This window comes from Pedococcus bigeumensis (assembly GCF_039531795.1).
Taxonomy (GTDB): Bacteria; Actinomycetota; Actinomycetes; order Actinomycetales; family Dermatophilaceae; genus Pedococcus; species Pedococcus bigeumensis.
Genome location: NZ_BAAAQS010000001.1, coordinates 650,349 through 671,061, shown reverse-complemented (window position 1 = coordinate 671,061; position 20,713 = coordinate 650,349). Strand labels below are relative to the sequence as shown.

The following is a 20,713-nucleotide window of genomic DNA, read 5'->3' as shown; positions in this document are numbered from 1 at the left end:
CAAATGGTTCCGGACAGTCGGGCCTTGCTGTCTGAGGGTCATCGACACGCGATTGAACGCGGACGGTTCAGTCCTTCGCGGCAGCGGCCGCGTCGATGCACACGACTCCCCTGTTGCCGTCCTGGTCCGCGATCACGGTGAGCGCCGGCGCCTCGCTGTCGTCGACCACGGTCCCGCCCGCGGCGACGGCGGCGGCGATCCGTTGCTCGGCCACCTCGGGCGCGACGTAGACCTCGACGTGGAACCGCTGCCGTGGCGCCTCGACCTCGTCGGTGTCCCCGAACCACAGGTTCGGAACCCGTCCCGTGGCGTCCCGGATCTCGTCACTGGGAGATCCGTGACCCTGGGCTTCGGCGTGCCCGGTCAGCAGGGCGGCCCATACCGGGGCGATGGTCGCGGACCGCGCCGTGTCGAGGCCCAGCTCGATGACACTCACCGACGCCGGGTCGGCCTCGACCTGGTGGTCTGCGGCGATCTCGCTGATCTGCCGCGCGAGGTCGACGTCCAGCTGGGTCACCCACTCCACGACGTACTCGGTGCCCTCGTCGTCACGGTAGATCGCGTCGGCGCTCACGAGCTTGAGGTCGACGTACCCCCGGCCCATCGACACGCTCGGGTGGTGTCCGAGGGCGTCCCCGGCCTCGCCGACCGCGACGAGCAACCGCGCACCGGCGGCGAAGTCGTCGACCAGGTAGCGGGCATGCAGTCCCTGGGCCAGCTTGCGCCAGTCGGTGAGGTTGGTCCCCGCGATCTCCGCACTCCGCATCATGTCCACGATCGTGGACCCTATCCGCGATGCCGCGGCAGCGCTCGTGTTCGCCACCCTGTCAACACCGGCGTCGCAGGGGATGGACGGCCCTCTACCCCCTGGTCATGCTCGCGCCGCGAAACCTGGTGTTGTCGCCCGATGTCGTCACGCAGTGTGGCGGGCTGCCTCGACGCCCGGAACGGCTACCGCCACGCGTCAGCGGAGGCCGACAGGGCGGCTGAGGGCGAGCTGGATGAGCTCGTCGATCAGCTGCGGATAGGTCAGCCCGGTCGCCTCCCACATCTGGGGATACATCGAGTGGGGCGTGAAGCCGGGCATCGTGTTGATCTCGTTGATGATCACGTCGCCGGTGTGGGTGTAGAAGCAGTCGACCCGCGCCAGCCCCTCGCACCCGAGCGCTTCGAACGCCGCCGCGGCGAGTCGCTGCACCTCGGCCGAGACCGATTCAGGCACGTTAGCCGGGCACGACAGGACCGCACCGTCGTCGAGGTACTTGGCCTCGAAGTCGTAGAACTCGTGGCCGCCCTCGGCCGTCACCTCGATCTCGCCGACGTGCGAGACCCGTGGCGCGTCGGTGCCGCGCCCCTGGAGCACGGCGCACTCGATCTCGCGACCGACGATGCCCTGCTCCACGATGACCTTGCGGTCGTGCTCGCGGGCGAGCTCGATGGCCGCTTCCAGCGCTTCCGGCGTGGAGACGCGCGAGATGCCCATGCTCGACCCGGCCCGCGAGGGCTTGACGAACACCGGGTAGTCGAGCGCTCCGACCGCGTCCATGGCAGCCGCCTTGTCGCGCTGCCACTGGGAGTCGGTGATCACGACATACGGACCGACGGGGAGCCCGGCCCCCGCGAACAGGACCTTCATGTAGTGCTTGTCCATCCCCGCCGCGGAGGCGAAGACGCCCGACCCCACGTAGCGGATGTCGGCCATCTCGAACATGCCTTGGATCGTGCCGTCCTCACCGAAAGGCCCGTGCAGCAAGGGAAAGACGACGTCGACCTCGCCCAGCGACTCAGGGATCTGCTTCGGCTCGAGCGTCGTGAGCGTGCGGTCGGTGGTGGCGAGCGGCACCACGACCGAGGCCCCACCCGGAGCGACCTCAGGGGTGCTGTCCGACGTCAGCTCGAGCGCCCGCGGGTCGCCGTCGACGAGCACCCAGTGGCCGTCTCGCGAGATGCCGATCGGGATGACGTCGTAGGCGTCGCGGTCGATGGCCCGCATCACCCCGGCCGCGGTGGCGCACGACACGGCGTGCTCCGAGGAGCGGCCGCCGAAGACGATGGCGACGCGGGTCTTTGAGGGGGCAGGCTGTTCAGTGCTCATCGCCGCCGAGCGTATCCCGACCATCCGTCGAGCACCCCGCACGGCTCGCGTGGCCGGCCGCCTACGCTGGCGGAGTGAGCCACGAGCACCTGTCCCCAGCCTCCCGCGTCGTCGCGCTCGGGCGCCAGCCCCGTATGCCGGGTGCCGGCGTCAACGCGCCCCTCGAGTTCTCCTCGACCTACGTCGCCGACGGCCCGGTCAACTACGCGCGCGGCGGCAACCCCACGTGGTCGGCTTTCGAGGAAGCCCTCGGGGGGCTCGAGGGTGGCGACGCGCTGGTCTTCGCATCGGGGATGGCAGCGGTCTCGGCAGCCCTCACCCTGGTGCCGCACGGTGGCGCTGTCGTGGTCCCGTCGCACGCCTACAACGGCACCACAGCGCTGCTCGACCAGCTGGCGTCGACCGGCGCGGTGGCGGTCCGTCGGGTCGACCCGACGGACCAGCAGGAGGTGCGCGAAGCGTTGCAGGGCGCGGCGATGCTGTGGGTCGAGTCGCCCACCAACCCCATGCTCGAGGTCTCCGACGTCCGCGCCCTCAGCGCCATGGCACGCGACGCCGGAGCGCTGACGGTGTGTGACAACACCTTCGCCACGCCCCTGGTCCAGCAACCCCTCACCGACGGCGTCGACGTCGTGCTCCACTCGGTGACGAAGTACCTCTCCGGCCACTCCGACGTCATCCTCGGCGCACTGGTCACCCCGTCGACGGACGCCGGTCGCGAGCTTGCCGGGCGGCTGTCCACCGCACGGCTGCTCAACGGCGCCATCGCCGGCCCGATGGAGACCTGGCTGGCGCTGCGCGGGCTGCGCACCCTGCACGTGCGCCTCGAACGCGCCACGGCCAACGCCCGCGAGCTCGCTGAGCGCCTGGCGACCCACCCCGCCGTCGAGACGACCCGCTACCCCGGCTTCGGCGCCATCATCGCGATCGAGGTGCCGGGAGGCGCGGACGGCGCCGAACGCGTTGCTGCGGCCACCGAGCTCTGGACCCACTCGACGAGCCTCGGCGGCGTCGAGTCCCAGATCGAACGTCGCCGCAGGCATCCCGCCGAGCCGGCCACGGTTCCTGTTGCGCTGCTGCGCCTCTCGGTCGGCATCGAGGACGTCGAGGACCTCTGGCACGACCTGGACCACGCTCTGCGCAGTGGCGCAGCCGTCGCCTGACCCCTCTGCTGCCTGCGGTCAGCGCGGGGAGTTGGCCGCGGCCCGCTGTCGATTGGGGCTCGAACGTCATCTGGTTGGAGGCCACATCCGGTGGCCCGCAGACCCGGAGGTCATCATGAGCCATCCCATCGTGCACGCCGAGATCCGGTCGAGCGACCCCGACGCAACTCGGTCCTTCTTCGGGGCGCTGTTCGGCTGGACCTACCCGACCGAAGGCGCCTTCCCCGGCTACACCTTCGTGGAGACGGGGGTGCCCGGCGCGCTGTACACCGCGATCAGCCCGCTCCAGGGCGGCGACGACCTGGTGACGTTCTTCGTCGACGTCGAGGACATGGCCGGCGCCATCGCCGACGCGACCCGCCTCGGCGGACGCATCGTGCAGGAGCCAGTCAGCGTGCCTGGCGTTTCATTCGCGCTCATCGCTGACCCGCAGGGTCACGTCGTCGGGCTGGCTCAGCAAGTCTGACCACCAGTGCGGACGAGCCGTCGGGCAGCCCGGTCGCTCGCCAGCGTCGAAGACACCACGATCCCGTCGACGCTTCTCACCGATACTGCCTCTGCCTAGGGTCGGGCCATGACAGTCAAACGCATCAAGCCGAACATCTTGTCGAGCGACCTTGAGTCCAGCCGCGCCTTCTACACAGACGTCATCGGGCTGCACGGCGGACAGGGGCTGGATTGGATCCTGTTCTTCGGCGGGGAGACCCGTGAGGTGCAGCTCAGCGTCATGACCATGGACATCAAGGCGCACCAGCATCCGGACGTCTCGATCGAGGTGGACGATGTCGACGACGTCTACGCGCGGGCGGTCGCCGCCAGCGCCGAGATCACCTATCCCCTGACCGACGAGGACTGGGGGCTGAGGCGGTTCTTCGTCCGGGACCCGAACGGAGCGATCATCAACATCACCCAGCACGCGTGAGCTCCCCTCGGCGGTTGTGCGGGGACTGTCGGTGGATGAAGGGGACGGTGCGCTGGCTGACTGACCAGTGGACGGCTCAGGAGGGCGGCGGCCAGTAGTCGGGTGCGTACGTCCCCCCGCAAAGCACCAGACCAAGTGCGATGAGCTCTGACGTGTCCTTGGGCTGATCCAGGACCTCGTTCTGCGCCCAGATATCCCTGGCCGGCCGATAGCGATGCGTGTCGCCTGCCGTGCCGTTCAAGGCGTAGTGGTTTCCATCAGCATCGGTCACGACCACGCTGTGCACAGGCTTCCCGCCCTCGCCCGGGACAGCTTTGCACGACAAGGTGATCTCGTCGATCGTCAGTGGCCACCCGCGGCTGTGTGTCCAGTCGTTGTACTGCGCACGGGTGATCGCCCGCGAAGCACCCAACGACTCTTGCCGCGCCTCTCCCGAACCGGTGCACGCTGCCAACAGGACTGCCCCCGCAGTCAGCCCGCATGCCCCACGAAGCCCCCTCACCCGGGCGAGTGTAAACGCACGCCGTGCACGCGTCCCTTGGTGCAGAGCACCGTCGAGGACTCCGCGCGTCGGACGTCGATCGTCGGGATACCGATCGAAGCGGAACGACAGCTCAGGCCCGCAACTATGGCTTGACGACTTCGCGGAGGGTTCCCATGGCTCGCCCCACGGCGTCGCGAGCAGCATGAATCCGAACTGCGCTCGTCGGTGCCGCGTGCGCCAGCGCGCGGTCGAGCTCGAGCGCGGCTGCGAAGAGGTCCTGCAGCACCTCGGAGTGGACCGCCTCCAGGATGCGCTCGCGCTCCTCGAGGCGGGCGAGGCGCTCGCTGCGCCGGATGTTGCAAACCTGGGCCTGCGGCCCCCGCTGGGCCCAAACGTCGCTCACCGCCACCTCCACCCAGGACCAGGCGCCGTCAGTGCGGACCCGGAGCTCACCGACTCGCTCCGCTCCGGGCCCGTCGGCGGCGGCCAGCAGCTCCTTAAAGGCTTGGTGGTCCTCTGGGTGGATGCGGTCCGTGAGCGGTCTGCCGATCACCTCGTCGACTGTCCAGCCGAACAGGTTCGCGACCGCTGGGCTGGCGTAGCTGACCACCTGCTGCTCGTCGACCAGGACTGCGGCGTCGCTGGAGCGTTCCATCAGGTGCCGGACGGCGTCGCCGAGGTTGAGCGAGGCGCCGACGATGCCGATCAGCTCTCCGTCGCGGTACACGCCGCTGTCGGTCACCAGCGCGTGCAGCACCTCGCCACTGCGGTTTCGGACCAGAAATCCGCCGGACCATGAACGGCCTTCTCGCAGGGCAGTCATGATCTCCGCAGCCGCCTGCCGGGAAAGCTCAGGCACCGTCACATCCGTGATGTCACGTCCCACCGCGTCCGCGGCGGGCCAGCCGTACATCTGCTCGGCAGCGCTGTTCCAGGACAGCACCGTCCCCCGCGTGTCCGTCGCGATCACCGCATGCCCGAGGGCGTGCAGCAGCTCGTCGGCAGACGGAAGCGGGAAGAGTGCCTCGGTATCCATGGATCCAGCCTGCACCCGATGCTTCGCGTGGTCACGGGGCGAAAGGCCCCCGGATGAACGGCGCTCTGTGCCCGCGGTCCGCTCCATCGGCACAGCCGGCCGCCGCGCGGCTTGCGATTGCGTCTACTTCCACCGGAAATGGACGAACACCCTGCCGAAGTTGTCGGAGTCCTTCTCGACGCGGTGGTAGAGCGGTTTGATGTCCTTGCGGTCGAGGAAGCGAAGCACCCGCTTCTTCAGCTGGCCTGACCCCTTGCCGGGGATGATCTCGACCAGAGGTGCCTTCTTGGCTTTGGCTTCAGCCATGACCGCGTGCAGGGCGCGCTCGATCTCATCGCCGTGGTTGTAGATGTCGTGCAGGTCGAGCTTCAGCTTCACCCGCCCATACTCCGCCATGCCCACGACGGACCCCACACCCGCCCGTGTCCGGACCTCGGTGATGGATTGGATCGGCGGACTCGAGGCAGTTCGCGGCCACCGACCCCGAGCCCTGCTCACGTCCGAGGATCGCCCCGTGCCCTGCTCACGTCCGAGGACCGCCCCAGACCCCGGCGGGTCCTGCACCGATCCCGCCCGTGGAAGGTCCCCCGATGACCGCATCTGCGCGGCGTGAGCGTGCGACGGGATCGGGACGCCTGAGCACCAGCTCCGCCTGGACCGCCGTCCAGCTCACAGCCGTTCGACGCGGTCGGCCTGTGGTCCTCGATCGCTCTGTCGCACCTGGTACCGGACCCGATCGCCCTGGTGAAGCGCCTCGGCGCCTCTGAGGACCGACACGTGCACGAACAGGTCCGCGCCTCCTGCGTCCGGGGTGATGAAGCCGAACCCCCGCTCCGCGTCGTAGCGCGCTACCACTCCCTGGCCGCCGCGCGCCGGGACGTCGGATGTCTCCCGGTGTCCCGACCTCGCGCGGGTCGTCGACGTCGCCGGCGCGCCTCGCGGGGTCGAGCCGCGCGCGAGGCGCACGTCGCGAGCCTGCGGACCCTTCTCGCTCACCACGATGTCGTACGTCACCCGGTCCCCCTCGTCCAGCTCTGGCAGCCCGTCGGCCAGCTCCCGGACGTGGACGAAGACATCGGGGCCGCCCGACTCGGGGGTGATGAACCCGAAGCCCTTGTCCCCGTCGTACCAGGACACGGTGCCGTCCGCGCCATCCGATGCCACGGCGTGCTGGGCCGCCTGGGCTCCCAGGGGAAGCAGATGGTCGGCCTGTGGTCCCTTCTCCCCGTCGATGACGAGGAATGCCACCCGCTGCCCCTCCGAGACCACGCCGCCGCCGACGATGGCCGAACTGTGCACGAAGATCTCGGCACCACCGCCGTCGGGCGTGATGAAGCCGTACCCCTTGGCAGGCTCGTACCAGGAGACGGTGCCGAGCACCCCCAGCGGTGTATCGGCGGCCCGGTTGGCCATGACCCGGACGCGGCGTGCCTGAGGGCCGCGGTCCCCCTCGCCGATCTCGAACTCGACCACCTGCCCCTCCCGGAGCAGCTTCACCGCGTCGTCGCTGACGATCTCGGACGCGTGCACGTACAGGTCATCTGCCTCCTGCCCGAGGGCGATGAAGCCGAACCCCCGATCGGCATCGAACCATCGGACGGTTCCCTCGGTCACGGCTGACTCCTTGTCGAAGCTTCGGTCGGTGTTCCCCCAGTCTCCCCTAACGGACTGCGACAAGCGCCGGCGCCAGACAGTGGTCGCACCGTTGAGGCAAGTGTCCGACTTCGACATCCACGGCACGCGGCGCTCCGCCGACAGCGGCATGAGAGTGCATTCGTCCACGGCTGCCGCCGGCGTCCGGGCGAGATATGGCGGGCCGGACCCTACTCTGGCGCAGCCTCGCATCATCGCCCGCGAGTGTCGTCATCAGGGATGCGCCGTTGTAGGCGCTCCTCGATACGTGCCAAGCGTGCGTCGAGCGCGCCCAACCGCGCTTCGAGGCGCGCTTCCAAAGTCCTCCCCTCAGCCTCCAGGATGCCTTCCTCGCGGCGTGCGACGGCCGCGGCGAAGATCAGCGCCACGACCGCCGCCACCGCGCCAAGGACTGCCACGCCCATGACCATGATCATCGCAGCGATGACCCGTCCGGACGTGGTTTCGGGCACGTGATCGCCGTAGCCCACCGTCGTCATCGTGGTCAGAGCCCACCAGACGCCGTCGCCCCAGGTGCGGAACGTGGTGCCAGGCCGGTCGCGCTCCATCTTCCAGACCGCCCCGCCGCCCACGAGGACCACGGAAGCGGACACCACCGCGGTCGCCAGCGCAAGCCGGAGAACGGAGGTGACGGTGACAGACAGGCCGCGATGCATTGTCCCATCCTGCCCCGCCCGGCTGATTCCCCCGCCGTCGACATGGGGGCGTACGAGCGTGGCGCGCCGCAGGTGCACGCTGAATCCTCCGGGGCTGCGCGCGACTACGACCGATGCGTCCGTGACTGGCACATTTCGCCCTATGGCTTGGCGATTCACGCGCATCGCCATGAGCGGGCGCGCCCTCTGTGGCACATGAGGACGTTTGTCGGTTGGCCGATAGGTTCGCTTGGTGATCTGCGATGTGCAACTCAACAAGGCCGTTGACTCGGTTCAGCGTTTGGTGTTGCCCCGGCCCATTGAGCAGAGCGTGCAGCAGCGGGCAGCCGTGGTTGACTCCCTGGCTCGCAAGGACGAGGCGTGGCAGCAGTGGAGCCAGCCCGTAGGTCGATGGCTGTCGATCGCAGCGACGGTGTTGGACAAGCTGCAACCTGCGGTCCTTCAACCCGAACAGCGCATTTGGACGCTCCACATCAGCCTGAGCGCCCAGGACTACGAGGACTTGAGTCCGGGCCCCGAGGTCGGATTGCGGTTCATCGCAACCATCGAGCAGGTCTTGGCGGACTTGGCATCGAAGTTGGAGACGCCGCCGCCGACCCGACTCACGCGAACCAAGCGCGAACTGGAGTGGCTCGGACAAGGCGGCATTGACCCTGGACCGGGCGCACGAACCTCGGTGCGCGTGCGGAGACCCCCGAGGCCCATGCCTGAGCCGCGATTCTGGACGCTTATCGCCGGCACCGTCGACGACCGATCGGGAGCATTCCGCCTCAGTTGGCACCAGGCCGACCGGTTCGCGGCCAGGATGCGGCTACTTTGCGCAACCTTGGACACGCCCGCACACCGCGAGGCGGCGCAAGCGGTCCTCGGCTTTGTCAGCGACGATGTCTGGGAGGACGTGCGGGCGTGGGCCGTTGCCCAAGGGGAGACCGCCTACCGACAAGTGGCGGCTGATCCCGGAAGCATTCGCGCACGTTTGGCATCACTGACGAGCCAAGATGAGTTGAGCATCGGCGAGGCGCTGCTCGAGGGCACCGACTGAACCGCGCTGTAGGCGAGCGCCACCCGAACGAGTGTGTGTCCGCACATCGCCATGAGCGGGCGTGCACCCCACCGCCGACATCGGTGGGAGGGCGCGGTCAGCCGTGGAGAAGCGAGACGAGCTGAGCGGCCAGGACCACCGCGCCGAGCACCCGCCGGAACGGGCTCGCGCCGCGAACGACCTCGTCGAGCGCCCACACCAGGAGCGCCCCGTGGCGTATGCCGGTCACTGCCGTCGTGTGCGAGGGCGACAGGTCGCACCGCCCCAGCACCACGGTGACCAGCCAGACGCACAGGGCAGCATTCGGCGGCTGCCACAGGGTCAGACGCCCGTCCGAGGAGCGGAACCACCAGGAGCCTGAGGTCAGGCGAGCGGATGTGGTGTCGAGCGTCGGGGAGGAGGTCACCCGGCCAACGTACCCAGCCAGGAGAACGGCGCGGTCGTCGTGACGAGGCGTGGACCCACGACGGTCGCGGTGTGGCGCAGGTCGATGTGACCCCTCAGGCAACGCGGCGTGGGCCAGTCGGCCGGCGTTCGCGCACGCCTCTTCGAGCCATCTGCGGAGGTCAGGCTGGACCTGCTCGTTTCCCCTCGGTGTTCGGTCCACGGACTTACGATGAGTCGTGCCGATCATCGAGCGCGAGCCCCAGCTGGCGGCCCTCACGTCCTATCTCGAGGACGCCGCTGCGGGGCACGGCCGGTTCGTGTGGGTCGGTGGGGAGGCCGGCATCGGCAAGTCGTCGCTCGTGACCGCGTTCACCGAGCTGGTGCGCGACCGAGCGCGTCTGGCGCTGGCCTACTGCGACGGCTACTCGACCCCCTCGCCGCTCGCCCCCGTGCGGGAGCTCGTTCCGGCGTTGCCGCCAGGCGTCTGGCCCGAGGAGGCCTCGCGAGCAGAGGTCTTCGCCAATGTCATGACCGCCCTCCGGAACCCGGACCACGAGCACCCCTACCTCGTCGTCGTCGAGGACGTCCACTGGGCCGACCAGGCCACCCTCGACCTGCTCCTCCACTGCGCTCGACGGGTGAACAACTGCCGTGCGCTCGTCATCGCGACCTACCGCTCCGAGGACGTCGACGGCAGCGCCGGGCTGCGCCAGATCCTCGGGACGACCGCCTCGGCGTCGGGCACCCGCCGTCTCGACGTCCCCGCCCTGACGCTCGCCGGCGTCTCGGCACTCGTGGCGGCCTCGACGACGGCAACGGCCTCGGGAGTGGATCCGCGCAGCCTCCACGAGCTCACCCTCGGCAACGCGTTCTACGTCACGGAGGTGCTGGCCAGCGGCCTCGACAGCATCCCGGACCAGTGCCGCGACGCGGTCCTCGCCAGAGTCGACACCCTCAGCTCGCCGGGCCAGACCGCTCTCGAGATCGTCGCCCTGGCAGGCCCCCGCGCGGAGATCGACCTCGTCGACTCACTCCTCGACGGTGGGCTCGCCGATCTCGACGAGGCCCTCCACCAGGGCCTGGTCGCCGAGGCTGACGGCGCTGTCACCTTCCGGCACGAACTTGCTCGTCAGGTCGTCGAAGGCCAGGTGCCCATGGGTCGCCGTGTCCTCCGGCACCGGCGGATCCATGCCGCGCTCGTGGCCAGGGGCGCCGACGCCGCCCGCCTGGCGCACCATGCGACCCTCGGCAACCTCACTGCGGAAACGGTCGAGCACGCCCGGAGGGCCGGTCGGGAGGCAGCCGAGCTCGGGGCGCACCGCGAGGCCGCCAGACAGTACGAGCAGGCGCTGCTCCATGCCCGGCGGCTCCCCCGCGACGCGGCGCTGGACGACGACACCCTCGCCGACCTGCACTGGAAGCTGGGCTACGAGCTCTACGTCACCGGTCGGACGGGCGATGCGGTGACCGCGGTCGTCGCGGCCCGTGAGCTGTGGGAGCGCAACGGGGCGCAGACCCAGGTCGGCGATGCCTGGCGCTGCCTCTCGCGACTCTTGTGGTTCGAGGGTCACGTGACCGAGGCGGAGGAGGCTGCCGACCGCGCCCTGGAGGTCCTCGACGCTCCCGGATCAGCACCGACGCCCGAGCTCGCCTACGCCCTGAGCAACAAGGCCCAGCTGAGGATGCTCTCGAGCGACGGGCCCGGCACCCGGGCGTGGGGGACGCGCACCCTCGAGCTCCTCGATGCACTCCCGGAGAGCCGGCTGCGCACCGAGCTCCGGGCCCACGCGCTGAACAACCTCGGGACGATCGAGGTCGTGGAGGGAGATGCTCGCTCCGGTGTCGCCATGCTCACGGAGAGCCTGGACCTGGCCCGGACGGCCCAGCTCCACGAGCACGCGGCGCGCGCCTATGTGAACCTCTCGTCCACGGCGGTGGCGCAGCGCCGCCACAGCGACGCGCGGCACACGCTCGACGAGGGCCTCGAGTACTGCACCGACCGGGACCTCGACTCGTGGACCAGCTACCTGATGGCGATCGAGGCGGAGCTGCACCTCCAGGCAGGCGACCACGAGCTCGCGCAGGAGCGAGCACAAGAGGTCCTGGCACATCCGAGCCTGCCCGGCTACGCGCGGCTGGGCCCTTGGACGACTCTTGCCCACGTCTTGGGACGTCGCGGCGCTCCGGGGTGGGAAGAGCACATGGACCGGGCCATCGTCCTGTCCGACGAGATCGGCGAGGTCCAGGCCATCGCGCCGGTCGCGGCCGCTCGCGCCGAGCTGGCGTGGATCGCAGGGCGTGATGCCGAGGCCGCCGAGCTCGCCAGCACCAGCGTCGAGCTCGTCGAGACGTTCGACTGCCGATGGAACCGCGGCGCCGTGCTCCGGTGGCTGGGGCGCGACGCGCTGCCGGCAGTGCACCGGGAGGTGGCGCCGCCGTTCGCGGCCGAGCTGCGTGGTGAGTGGCAGGACGCGGCAGCCCTCTGGGCGGAGCTGGGCTGCCCCTTCGACGAGGCCCTCGCGCTCGCCCGCAGCGGCGAGCCGGAGGCACTCCTCACCGCAATCCGCACCTTCGAGCGGATCGGCGCCCACGCCGCGGCGGCCCGCTGCCGCAGGGACCTGCGGTCGCTGGGCAGACCCGCACCTGCGGCCCCCGGCGCGGCCCGGCGCACGCATCCTCTCGGTCTGACTCCGCGGGAGGCCGAGGTCGCCGAGCTGCTCACGCAGGGGCTCCCCGACTCCGCGATCGCCGAGCGCCTCGTCATCTCGCGGCGCACTGTCGAGCACCATGTGTCCGCCGTCCTCGCGAAGGTCGGCGTCGACTCGCGTCGTGAGCTGGCCGCGGCGCTGTCGGGGTCCGTGACCGCATCTGGGTGACGCGCTCCTCCCGCGAAACATGGGTGGTGGTCACCCATGCGCGGGCCTGCCGCCCGACCGGACAGTGGAGCCATCGACAACCACCACGGAAGGAACGGCACGATGCCACTGTTCATGGATGTCCACTCGCTGGGTGACCGCGTCACGATGGACGACGTCGCCAAGGCCCACGCAGCGGACCTGGCCACCGAGGGCACACACGACGTCAGCTACCTGCGCTACTGGGTCGACGAGGCCAGCGGCCACATCTTCTGCCTCGTGGAGGCACCGGACGCCGAGGCGGCGAACACGGTCCACCGAGAGGCCCACGGTCTCGTCGCCGACGAGATCTACGCGGTGCAGGAGGGGAGCTGAGATGCGCGCCCCGATACTCACCGCCCTCACCGCAGTGCTGACGGTCGCTGCCCTGGCCACCGGCTCGGCGACGGCGTCAGCCCACGACGGGGCCGAGGAGACCCAGCCGGTGCTGCACGGACACACCGCCAAGCTCGACGACCTGCGAGCGGCCACCGCGTCGGCCCGCTCCGGCCCGATCGCTCCCTGGAGCGTCAAGGTCGTCGACCTCGCCGGCATCTCGTGCATCGAGGACCCGCACGGCACCGGGGCGATGGGCATCCACTACCTCGACCCCGCGAACCTCTTCGACGGCAAGATCGACCGGCTGGCCCCCGAGGCGCTGATCTACGAGCCGGGTGATGGCGGCTCCCTGACCCTCATCGCAGCCGAGTACCTGGTCCTCGCGCAGGCCTGGGATGCGACGCACGCCGCGCCGCCCATCCTCTACGGCCAGCGGTTCACGCGGGTCGCCGCGGGCAACCGCTACGGCTTGCCGGACTTCTACGAGCTGCACGTGTGGCACCAGAAGGCGAACCCGAGCGGCATCTTCAACGACTGGAACCCCACGGTCTCCTGCAGCTGAGCCGGGCCGGCCACGGCGTACGGGACGCGTCGAGCACTCGCCGCGTCCCCTAGGCGTGCCAAGGGTGCCCCGCAGCCGGTCCTGGACCAAGCCGCGGACGAGCCGCAGCTAGAGCGCTTCGTTCTTCAGCGCCCGTCCCATGAGCGCGCCGACGACGTCCTCGGCCCGTCGCCCGTCGTGCACGACCGCCGCGACCTGCTCGATGATCGGCACGTCGACTCCGTGGTCGTGCGCGAGCTGGAGGATCGACTCGCAGGACTTCACGCCTTCGGCCGTCTGCTTGGTCACCGCGATGACCTCGTCCACGCTCATGCCGCGTCCGAGGTTCAGCCCGAAGGTGCGGTTGCGCGACAGCGGTGACATGCAGGTGGCGATCAGGTCGCCGACGCCGGCCAGCCCCGAGAACGTCACCGGGTCGGCTCCGAGCGCCATGCCCAACCGGGTCGTCTCGGCGAGCCCGCGGGTGATGATCGAGGCCTTGGAGTTGTCACCCATGCCCAGGCCCTCGGCCATGCCGACCGCGAGGGCGATGACGTTCTTGACCGCCCCGCTGAGCTCGGCACCGACGACATCGGTGGTGGTGTACGGGCGGAAGTAGGGCGGGTTCGAGGCCTCGGCGACCATGCCGGCCACCGCCTCGTCGACACACGCGACCACGCTGGCGGCCGGTTGCTTGAGGGCGATCTCCTTGGCCAGGTTGGGTCCGGAGACGACGACGATCCGTCCCGGCTCCACTCCCCCTGCCTCGGCGATCACCTCACTCATCCGCTTCGTGGTGCCGAGCTCGACCCCCTTCATCAACGACACGATCGCGGCGCCAGCGGGAAGCACCCCACCCCAGTCACCGAGGTTGGCCCGCAGCGTCTGCGAAGGCACGGCGAGGACGACGATGTCGGCCCCGTCGGCAGCCTCGGCCGGATCGGCCGAGGCCGTGATGCCCGCCGGCAGGGGTATGCCGGGAAGGTAGTCCTCGTTGCTCCCCGCGTTGATCTGGTCGACCACCGCCTGGCGGCGGCCCCACATGCGGACGGTGGTGCCGCTGTCAGCCAGCACCGCGGCATACGCGGTGCCCCAGCTGCCCGTCCCGAACACCGCAGCCTTCGTCATGCGCCTTCTCCTTGCCTGCGGTGGAAGTTCCCGGTCTCGGGGAGCCCGTACTTGCGTGAGTCGAAGCGTTCCACGGGTGCCTTCTCGCCGCGGATGGTCTCGAGCTCGGCCGTGATGGCGGCCATGATGCGGTCGGTCGCCTCGCGCAGCAGGGCGCCAGTGACAGGCTGGTCGTAGAGGTCGCTCAGGTCGACGGGCGGTCCGGCGGTGACCCGCATCGTCTTGCGGGGGAAGAGCCGCAGCCGCTTGCCGTACGGCGCGAGCAGCTCCTGCGGCCCCCACTGCGCCACCGGGATCACCGGACACCGCGTCGCCAGCGCGATCCGCGCCGCCCCGGTCTTGCCCACCATCGGCCAGATGCCGGGGTCACGGGTGAGCGTGCCCTCGGGGTAGACCGCGACGCACTTGCCGCTCTCGACCGCAGCGACGGCCGCGCGGAACGCGTCGGCCGCCTGACCGGTGTTGCGGTAGACGGGGATCTGTTCGGCTCCTCGAAGGATCGCGCCCACGATCGGGACGCGGAAGACGCCTTCCTTGCCGAGGAAGAAGGGAGGGCGGTCGTTGTCGACGAGGAAGTGCGCGAAGGCCAGCGGGTCGACGTACGACAGGTGGTTGGGAGCCACGACGAAACCACCGGAGGCCGGCAGGTTCTCGACGCCCCTCCAGTCGCGCTTGGTGAGGACCATCAGCACGGGACGCAGGATCGCCACCACGAACCGGTAGGCGAAGGGCAGAGCTCGTGCGCCGCGGGCGGTCACGTGTCCTCCATATCGACGGGAGCGTGTGAGTGTGCATCCTCGCGGCTCCCGGGGTCGGTGTCGAGCAAGCGCGCCAGCACTGCGACGATCGTCTCGATGACCTCTCCCGTCGACTGGCACCTCGTCGTCCCCGTCAAGGGCGGGGCGGCCGCGAAGTCGCGCCTGCACCCTCCCCCCGGGGTCGGACGTGAGGACCTCGCGCTCGCGCTGGCGACCGACTGCCTCACCGCCTGCTGCGCCGGTATGCCGTCCGGCCGGGTCCTCGTCGTGACCTCCGACGACCGGGTGCGAGCGGTCGCCCGCGCCCTGGGCGCCGTGGTCGTCGCCGACCCCGGCGCGGGCCTCGACGCGGCGGTGCTGGCTGGCCGTGACGCCGCCCTGGCACGGTCTGCGCAGGCTCCGGTCGCGGTGCTGCTGGGCGACCTGCCGTCCCTGCGCCCCGCCGACCTGCTGGCGGCGCTGGCCAGTGCGGCTGAGCACCCACTCGCGGTGGTCCCCGACGCGTCGGACACTGGCACGGTCCTGCTGACCGCGCTCGTCGGATCCCGACTCGTCCCGTCGTTCGGGGCCGGCTCGGCCGCCAGGCACGAGTCCGCAGGGCACCATCGGCTCTCCCTCGACCTCGCCCGGCTGCGCACCGACGTCGACGACGACCGGGCCCTGCGGTCAGCCCTCGCGCTGGGAGTCGGCGCCGCGACTGCGGGCGTGCTCGGCACCTCGCCGGATACGCTGCGGCACATGCAGGCGAGCGTGCACACCTTCGACGAGTCGACCGGCGCGGGCTCGGCCCTGCTCGACGACGGGCGTGAGGTCAGCTTCAGCCCGGCGGTGTTCGCGGCCAGCGCCCTGCGCCACCTGCGGCTCGGCCAGCGCCTGAGCCTCGACCTGGGTGAGGGCAGGACGGTCGAGCGGCTGTGGATCGTCGGCATCGGCGACGACCAGACGATCGGCTGACCGCCCGGGACGTGCTGGTGGGCGGGCTCAGCCGACCTCGTAGTCGGCCCCCAGGCCGTCGAGCTTCTCGGAGAACCGCTCGTAGCCCCGGTAGATCAGCTCGATGCCGTGCACCTTGGACTGGCCCTCGGCGGCCAGCGCGGCGATGAGGTAGCTGAAGCCTCCGCGCAGGTCGGGGACGGTGATCTCGGCACCCTTGAGCGGGGTCGGGCCGGAGATGACCGCGCTGTGCTGGAAGTTGGCCCGACCGAACCGGCACGGCGACCCACCCAGGCACTCGCGGTAGATCTGGATGTGGGCCCCCATCTCCCCCAGCGCCTCGGTGAAGCCCAGCCGGTTCTCGTAGACGGTCTCGTGGACGATGGACAGGCCGGTGGTCTGGGTCAGGGCCACCACCAGCGGCTGCTGCCAGTCGGTCATGAAACCGGGGTGCACGTCGGTCTCGAGCACCAGGGAGTTCAGCGCCTTGCCGGCGTGCCAGAAGCGGATGCCCTCGTCATCGATGTCGAAGTCGCCACCGATCTTCCGGAAGACGTTGAGGAAGGGCATCATCGCCAGCTGCTGGGCGCCCCGGACATAGATGTCGCCCTTGGTGGCCAACGCGGCACAGGCCCACGACCCTGCCTCGATCCGGTCGGGGATCGCCCGGTGGTCGTAGCCACCGAGGCGGTCGACGCCTTCGATCTTGATGACCCGGTCGGTCTCGACGCTGATGATCGCGCCCATCTTCTGGAGGACCGCGATCAGGTCGAGGATCTCCGGCTCCACCGCGGCGTTGCGCAGCTCGGTGACGCCCTGGGCGCGCACAGCGGTCAGCAGCACCTGCTCGGTGGCGCCGACGCTCGGGTAGGGCAGCTTGATCCGGGTGCCACGCAGCCCGTCGGGCGCGGTGAGGCGCAGCCCCTCGGGACGCTTCTGGACGTCGGCGCCGAACTGGCGCAGGACGTCGAGGTGGTAGTTGATCGGTCGCTCACCGATGCGACACCCACCGAGGTCGGGGATGAACGCCTCCCCCAGTCGGTGCAGCAGCGGACCGCACAGCAGCACCGGCACCCGCGAGGAACCGGCGTGGGCGTCGATGTCGGCGACGTGCGCCTGCTCGACGTTGGTGGGGTCGAGCAGCAGCTCGCCGTCACGCTCGGTGGCGTCGATCTTGACACCGTGGAGCTCGAGCAGCCCCGACACGATCCTCACGTCGGAGATCTCGGGCACCCCGCGGAGCCGGCACGGCCCCTCCGCGAGCAGGGCCGCGACCATCGCCTTGGAGACCAGGTTCTTCGCACCCCTGACCTCGAGGTCTCCGACCAGCGGTACGCCGCCATTCACGGTGAGGATGTCTGCCATGGGCCAAGCATCCCACCCCGCGATCCCGCAATGCGACGGAGGCCGACACCCATGTGGGTGCCGGCCTCCGTGATGGGGCTGGTGAGGCTCAGGCCTTCTTTGCCGCGCGCTTGGTCGCGGCCTTCTTGGCCGGTGCCGCCTTCTTCGCGGGTGCGGCCTTCTTGGCCGGTGCCGCCTTCTTCACGACCGCCTTTTTGGCCGGTGCCGCCTTCTTCGCGGGGGCGCTCTTGGTCGCCAGCGTGCGAGCGGCCGTGGTCTTCTTCGCAGTCGACGCCTTCTTGGTGGCGAGCGTCCTGGCGGCCGTCGTCTTCTTGGCGGGTGCGGTCTTCTTGGCGGGTGCGGTCTTCTTGGCCGGTGCCGCCTTCTTCACGACCGCCTTCTTGGCCGGTGCCGCCTTCTTCGCCGGTGCCGCCTTCTTCGCGGGTGCTGCCTTCTTGGCCGGTGCCGCCTTCTTCGCGGGTGCTGCCTTCTTGGCGGGCGCAGCCTTCTTGGCGCCTGCCGCGGTGGCCTTCGTGGCCGTCCCTGCAGCGGCGCGGGCGCCGGCTACGGCGGCCTTGGGCAGCGAGCGCGGGTTCTTGACGACGTCCTTGAAGGCCGAGCCGGCGCGGAACTTCGGCACCACGGTCTTCTTGATCTTGACGCTTGCACCAGTGCGCGGGTTGCGCCCGGTGCGTGCTGCACGGGCGGCCTGCTCGAACGTTCCGAAGCCGGTGATGGCGACGCTGCCGCCCTTGGCCACCTCGCGGATGACCACGTCCACGACGGCCGTCAATGCGTCGCTGGCTGCCTTCCGGCTGCCGAGGCGGCTCTCCAGCTCCTTGATCAGTTCTGCCTTGTTCACGTCTTCCCCTTCATAGGGTTGGTGACGCCGGACCCCTTAGCCCGACGAGGATGAGCGGCCGAGCCAATGCCCGACTTGGGTCCGACGTTAGGGCGGTTACGGTCGCGAGTCCACCATCCCGGCCCCCGATCTGTTGTGTCGCAACGGATTGCGGCACGCCGCGAGTGGCTGGAGCCAGTCGGTCGCGACCGCCTCCGCTCTGTCGATGGCGCGCTATCGCGAAATGGGCCCACCTCGAAAGCCATTGCTGCACAACGGTTTCCGGCCGTTTCTGGCCCAGCCTCGTTGGCCGGGGACGCCAGCAGACCCCCGACGCGATGCGTCGAGGGTCCGTCTGGCGAGCACCCGGAGGTGAATTTCAGGGATTTCTCGTCCGTCGGCGCGCCGGGCGCGTCAGGCCACCGTCGTGGAGGGCTTGTATGCCGGTCGGTGGGTCTCGAACTCGGTCACGTCCTGCTCGTGGCGCAGGGTCAGGCTGATGTCGTCCAGCCCTTCGAGGAGCCGCCAGCGCGTGTAGTCGTCGACCTCGAACGGCGCGACGATGTCACCGGCGGTGACGGTGCGCGACACCAGGTCGACCGTCACGGACGCCCCGGGCTCGTTCTCGAGGTACTTCCAGATCAGCTCGATGTCGTCCTGGGCCAGCTGCGCGGTCAACAGCCCCTGCTTGCCGCTGTTGCCCCGGAAGATGTCCGCGAAGCGCGACGACAGCACGACCCGGAAGCCGTAGTTGAGCAACGCCCAGACGGCATGCTCCCGCGAGGAGCCCGTCCCGAAGTCGGCACCTGCGACGAGCACCGACCCGGCGGCATACGAGGGGTTGTTGAGGATGAACGTCTCGTCCTTGCGCCAAGCCGCGAAGAGGCCGTCCTCGAAACCGGTGCGGGTCACCCGCTTGAGGTAGACGGCGGGGATGATCTGGTCGGTGTCGACGTTGCTGCGACGCAGCGGCACCCCGATGCCGGTGTGGGTCGTGAAGGCATCCATCACTTGCTCCCCTCGGAGGCGGCGTCGACGAGGTCGGCGGGGCTGGACAGCGTGCCGCGCAGCGCGGTCGCCGCGGCCACGAGCGGGCTCACCAGGTGGGTGCGGCCACCCTTGCCCTGCCGGCCCTCGAAGTTGCGGTTCGACGTGGAGGCGCTGCGCTCCCCCGGCGCGAGCTGGTCAGGGTTCATGCCCAGGCACATCGAACACCCCGGGAGCCGCCACTCGGCACCGGCTTCGGTGAACACCCGGTCGAGCCCCTCCTCCTCGGCCTGCAGCCGCACCCGTGCGGAGCCGGGCACCACGAGCATGCGCACGCCCTCGGCGACCTTGCGACCCTTGACGACCTCGGCGGCCGCCCGCAGGTCCTCGATGCGGCCGTTGGTGCACGACCCGACGAACACGGTGTCGACCCGGATCTCGCGCAGCGGGGTGCCGGCGGTCAGGCCCATGTAGTCGAGGGCGTGCTGGGCGGCTGCCTTCTCGTTGTCGTCGCCCATCGTCTCGGGGTCGGGGACGGACTCGCCGAGCGGCAGCCCCTGGCCGGGGTTGGTGCCCCACGTGACGAACGGCGTGAGCGTGTTGGCGTCGAGGTCCACCTCGGCGTCAAAGACCGCGTCGTCGTCGCTGCGCAGCGTGCTCCAGTCGGCGACGGCAGCCTCCCAGTCGGCCCCCGTGGGCGCGTGCTCGCGTCCCTCGAGGTAGTCGAACGTGGTCTGGTCGGGGGCGATCATGCCGGCCCGGGCGCCGGCCTCGATCGACATGTTGCACACCGTCATGCGGGCTTCCATCGACAAGGCCCGGATGGCACTCCCGCGATACTCCAGGACGTAGCCCTGGCCTCCGCCGGTGCCGATCTTGGCGATGACCGCCAGGGTGATGTCCTTGGCGGTCACGCCGGGCTGGAGCTCACCCTCGACGTTGACCGCCATCGTCTTGAACGGCTTGAGCGGCAGCGTCTGGGTCGCCAGCACGTGCTCGACCTCGGAGGTGCCGATGCCGAAGGCCAACGCCCCGAACGCGCCGTGCGTGGAGGTGTGCGAGTCGCCGCAGACGATCGTCATGCCGGGCTGGGTCAGGCCGCGCTGGGGGCCGACCACGTGGACGATGCCCTGCTCGGCGTGACCCATGGGGAACAGCCGGACCCCGAACTCCTCGCAGTTGCGGCGCAACGTGTCGACCTGGGTCTTGCTCACGAGGTCGGTGATCGGGCCGGGCGTGGTGGGGACGTTGTGGTCCTCGGTCGCGAGCGTCAGGTCGGGACGCCGGACGGTGCGGCCCGCCAGCCGGAGCCCGTCGAAGGCCTGCGGCGAGGTGACCTCGTGGATCAGGTGCAGGTCGATGTAGAGCAGGTCCGGCTCGCCCTCGGCGCGCCGCACCACATGCGCTTCCCAGACCTTCTCGGCCAGCGTTCCTGACACTTCTTCCACCCTCTTGTCCTGGTTGCGGCCCGTCCTGGGCACGGCCTCGGTCGCGCCTGTCGTGAGCACGA

21 protein-coding genes are annotated in these 20,713 nt (G+C 70.1%); 8 read left to right on the top strand and 13 right to left on the bottom strand.

Features of this window, described 5'->3' with window-relative positions:
• Positions 1-67: 67 nt before the first annotated feature.
• On the bottom strand, positions 68-769 hold the full coding sequence (locus ABD262_RS03245; protein ID WP_344134504.1) for a 4a-hydroxytetrahydrobiopterin dehydratase: 702 nt from the start codon (positions 767-769) through the stop codon (positions 68-70).
• Between the two features lie 195 nt (positions 770-964).
• Entirely contained in the window at positions 965-2,095 is a 1,131-nt protein-coding gene (locus ABD262_RS03240; RefSeq protein ID WP_344131063.1) for a D-alanine--D-alanine ligase family protein, read from the bottom strand.
• Between the two features lie 74 nt (positions 2,096-2,169).
• On the opposite strand from ABD262_RS03240, the gene ABD262_RS03235 reads away from it, so the two are divergent.
• From ABD262_RS03235 to ABD262_RS03225, 3 genes are all read left to right on the top strand, one after another.
• Complete coding sequence (locus ABD262_RS03235; RefSeq protein ID WP_344131060.1) at positions 2,170-3,258, top strand: trans-sulfuration enzyme family protein; 1,089 nt, start codon at positions 2,170-2,172, stop codon at positions 3,256-3,258.
• Between the two features lie 115 nt (positions 3,259-3,373).
• The gene (locus tag ABD262_RS03230; RefSeq protein ID WP_344131057.1) at positions 3,374-3,724 is read left to right on the top strand and encodes a VOC family protein; all 351 of its coding nucleotides are present in this window, start codon (positions 3,374-3,376) and stop codon (positions 3,722-3,724) included.
• Between the two features lie 108 nt (positions 3,725-3,832).
• Positions 3,833-4,180 carry a VOC family protein gene (locus ABD262_RS03225; protein WP_344131054.1) on the top strand — a complete coding sequence of 116 codons (348 nt, stop codon included), beginning with the start codon at positions 3,833-3,835 and terminating at the stop codon, positions 4,178-4,180.
• Between the two features lie 626 nt (positions 4,181-4,806).
• Here the strand turns inward: ABD262_RS03225 and ABD262_RS03220 are convergent.
• The 4 genes from ABD262_RS03220 to ABD262_RS03205 form a co-directional block, all read right to left on the bottom strand.
• Complete coding sequence (locus tag ABD262_RS03220; RefSeq protein WP_344131051.1) at positions 4,807-5,715, bottom strand: sensor histidine kinase; 909 nt, start codon at positions 5,713-5,715, stop codon at positions 4,807-4,809.
• A 108-nt stretch (positions 5,716-5,823) separates the two neighbouring features.
• Positions 5,824-6,078, bottom strand: coding sequence for a Smr/MutS family protein (locus ABD262_RS03215; protein WP_344131049.1), 255 nt, complete (start codon positions 6,076-6,078; stop codon positions 5,824-5,826).
• A 291-nt stretch (positions 6,079-6,369) separates the two neighbouring features.
• The gene (locus ABD262_RS03210; protein ID WP_344131046.1) at positions 6,370-7,314 is read right to left on the bottom strand and encodes a cold-shock protein; all 945 of its coding nucleotides are present in this window, start codon (positions 7,312-7,314) and stop codon (positions 6,370-6,372) included.
• Between the two features lie 230 nt (positions 7,315-7,544).
• Positions 7,545-8,009, bottom strand: a complete 465-nt coding sequence (locus ABD262_RS03205; protein ID WP_344131043.1) for a potassium channel family protein — start codon at positions 8,007-8,009, stop codon at positions 7,545-7,547.
• 232 nt (positions 8,010-8,241) lie between these two features.
• Here ABD262_RS03205 and ABD262_RS03200 point away from each other — a divergent pair, with 232 nt between their 5' ends.
• Positions 8,242-9,051, top strand: coding sequence for a DUF4240 domain-containing protein (locus tag ABD262_RS03200; RefSeq protein ID WP_344131040.1), 810 nt, complete (start codon positions 8,242-8,244; stop codon positions 9,049-9,051).
• A gap of 97 nt (positions 9,052-9,148) precedes the next feature.
• Here ABD262_RS03200 and ABD262_RS03195 read toward each other — a convergent pair whose 3' ends face one another.
• Complete coding sequence (locus ABD262_RS03195) at positions 9,149-9,457, bottom strand: hypothetical protein (RefSeq protein ID WP_344131037.1); 309 nt, start codon at positions 9,455-9,457, stop codon at positions 9,149-9,151.
• A 217-nt stretch (positions 9,458-9,674) separates the two neighbouring features.
• On the opposite strand from ABD262_RS03195, the gene ABD262_RS03190 reads away from it, so the two are divergent.
• From ABD262_RS03190 to ABD262_RS03180, 3 genes are all read left to right on the top strand, one after another.
• Entirely contained in the window at positions 9,675-12,314 is a 2,640-nt protein-coding gene (locus tag ABD262_RS03190) for an ATP-binding protein (RefSeq protein ID WP_344131034.1), read from the top strand.
• 102 nt (positions 12,315-12,416) lie between these two features.
• Positions 12,417-12,668, top strand: a complete 252-nt coding sequence (locus ABD262_RS03185; protein WP_344131031.1) for a DUF4242 domain-containing protein — start codon at positions 12,417-12,419, stop codon at positions 12,666-12,668.
• Position 12,669: 1 nt separating this feature from the next.
• Positions 12,670-13,233 carry a hypothetical protein gene (locus tag ABD262_RS03180; RefSeq protein WP_344131028.1) on the top strand — a complete coding sequence of 188 codons (564 nt, stop codon included), beginning with the start codon at positions 12,670-12,672 and terminating at the stop codon, positions 13,231-13,233.
• Between the two features lie 108 nt (positions 13,234-13,341).
• Here ABD262_RS03180 and ABD262_RS03175 read toward each other — a convergent pair whose 3' ends face one another.
• Entirely contained in the window at positions 13,342-14,340 is a 999-nt protein-coding gene (locus ABD262_RS03175; RefSeq protein ID WP_344131025.1) for an NAD(P)H-dependent glycerol-3-phosphate dehydrogenase, read from the bottom strand.
• Positions 14,337-15,098: a lysophospholipid acyltransferase family protein gene (locus ABD262_RS03170; RefSeq protein ID WP_344131022.1), complete on the bottom strand. Its 762-nt coding sequence runs from the start codon at positions 15,096-15,098 to the stop codon at positions 14,337-14,339. The genes ABD262_RS03175 and ABD262_RS03170 overlap by 4 nt, the downstream gene beginning before the upstream one ends.
• A gap of 96 nt (positions 15,099-15,194) precedes the next feature.
• Between ABD262_RS03170 and cofC the strand changes: the two genes are divergently transcribed.
• Complete coding sequence (cofC, locus tag ABD262_RS03165; RefSeq protein ID WP_344131019.1) at positions 15,195-16,052, top strand: 2-phospho-L-lactate guanylyltransferase; 858 nt, start codon at positions 15,195-15,197, stop codon at positions 16,050-16,052.
• Positions 16,053-16,079: 27 nt separating this feature from the next.
• On the opposite strand, the gene murA is transcribed toward cofC, so the two are convergent.
• The 4 genes from murA to leuC all read right to left on the bottom strand — a co-directional run bounded on the left by murA (position 16,080) and on the right by leuC (position 20,642).
• Entirely contained in the window at positions 16,080-17,396 is a 1,317-nt protein-coding gene (murA, locus tag ABD262_RS03160; protein WP_344131016.1) for a UDP-N-acetylglucosamine 1-carboxyvinyltransferase, read from the bottom strand.
• Positions 17,397-17,484: 88 nt separating this feature from the next.
• A complete protein-coding gene (locus tag ABD262_RS03155) occupies positions 17,485-18,237 on the bottom strand; it encodes an HU family DNA-binding protein (RefSeq protein ID WP_344131013.1) in 753 nt (250 codons plus the stop codon).
• A gap of 393 nt (positions 18,238-18,630) precedes the next feature.
• Entirely contained in the window at positions 18,631-19,224 is a 594-nt protein-coding gene (gene leuD / locus ABD262_RS03150) for a 3-isopropylmalate dehydratase small subunit (protein ID WP_344131010.1), read from the bottom strand.
• Positions 19,224-20,642 carry a 3-isopropylmalate dehydratase large subunit gene (leuC, locus tag ABD262_RS03145; protein ID WP_344131006.1) on the bottom strand — a complete coding sequence of 473 codons (1,419 nt, stop codon included), beginning with the start codon at positions 20,640-20,642 and terminating at the stop codon, positions 19,224-19,226. Before leuC ends, leuD begins: the two co-directional genes overlap by 1 nt.
• Positions 20,643-20,713: the final 71 nt, after the last annotated feature.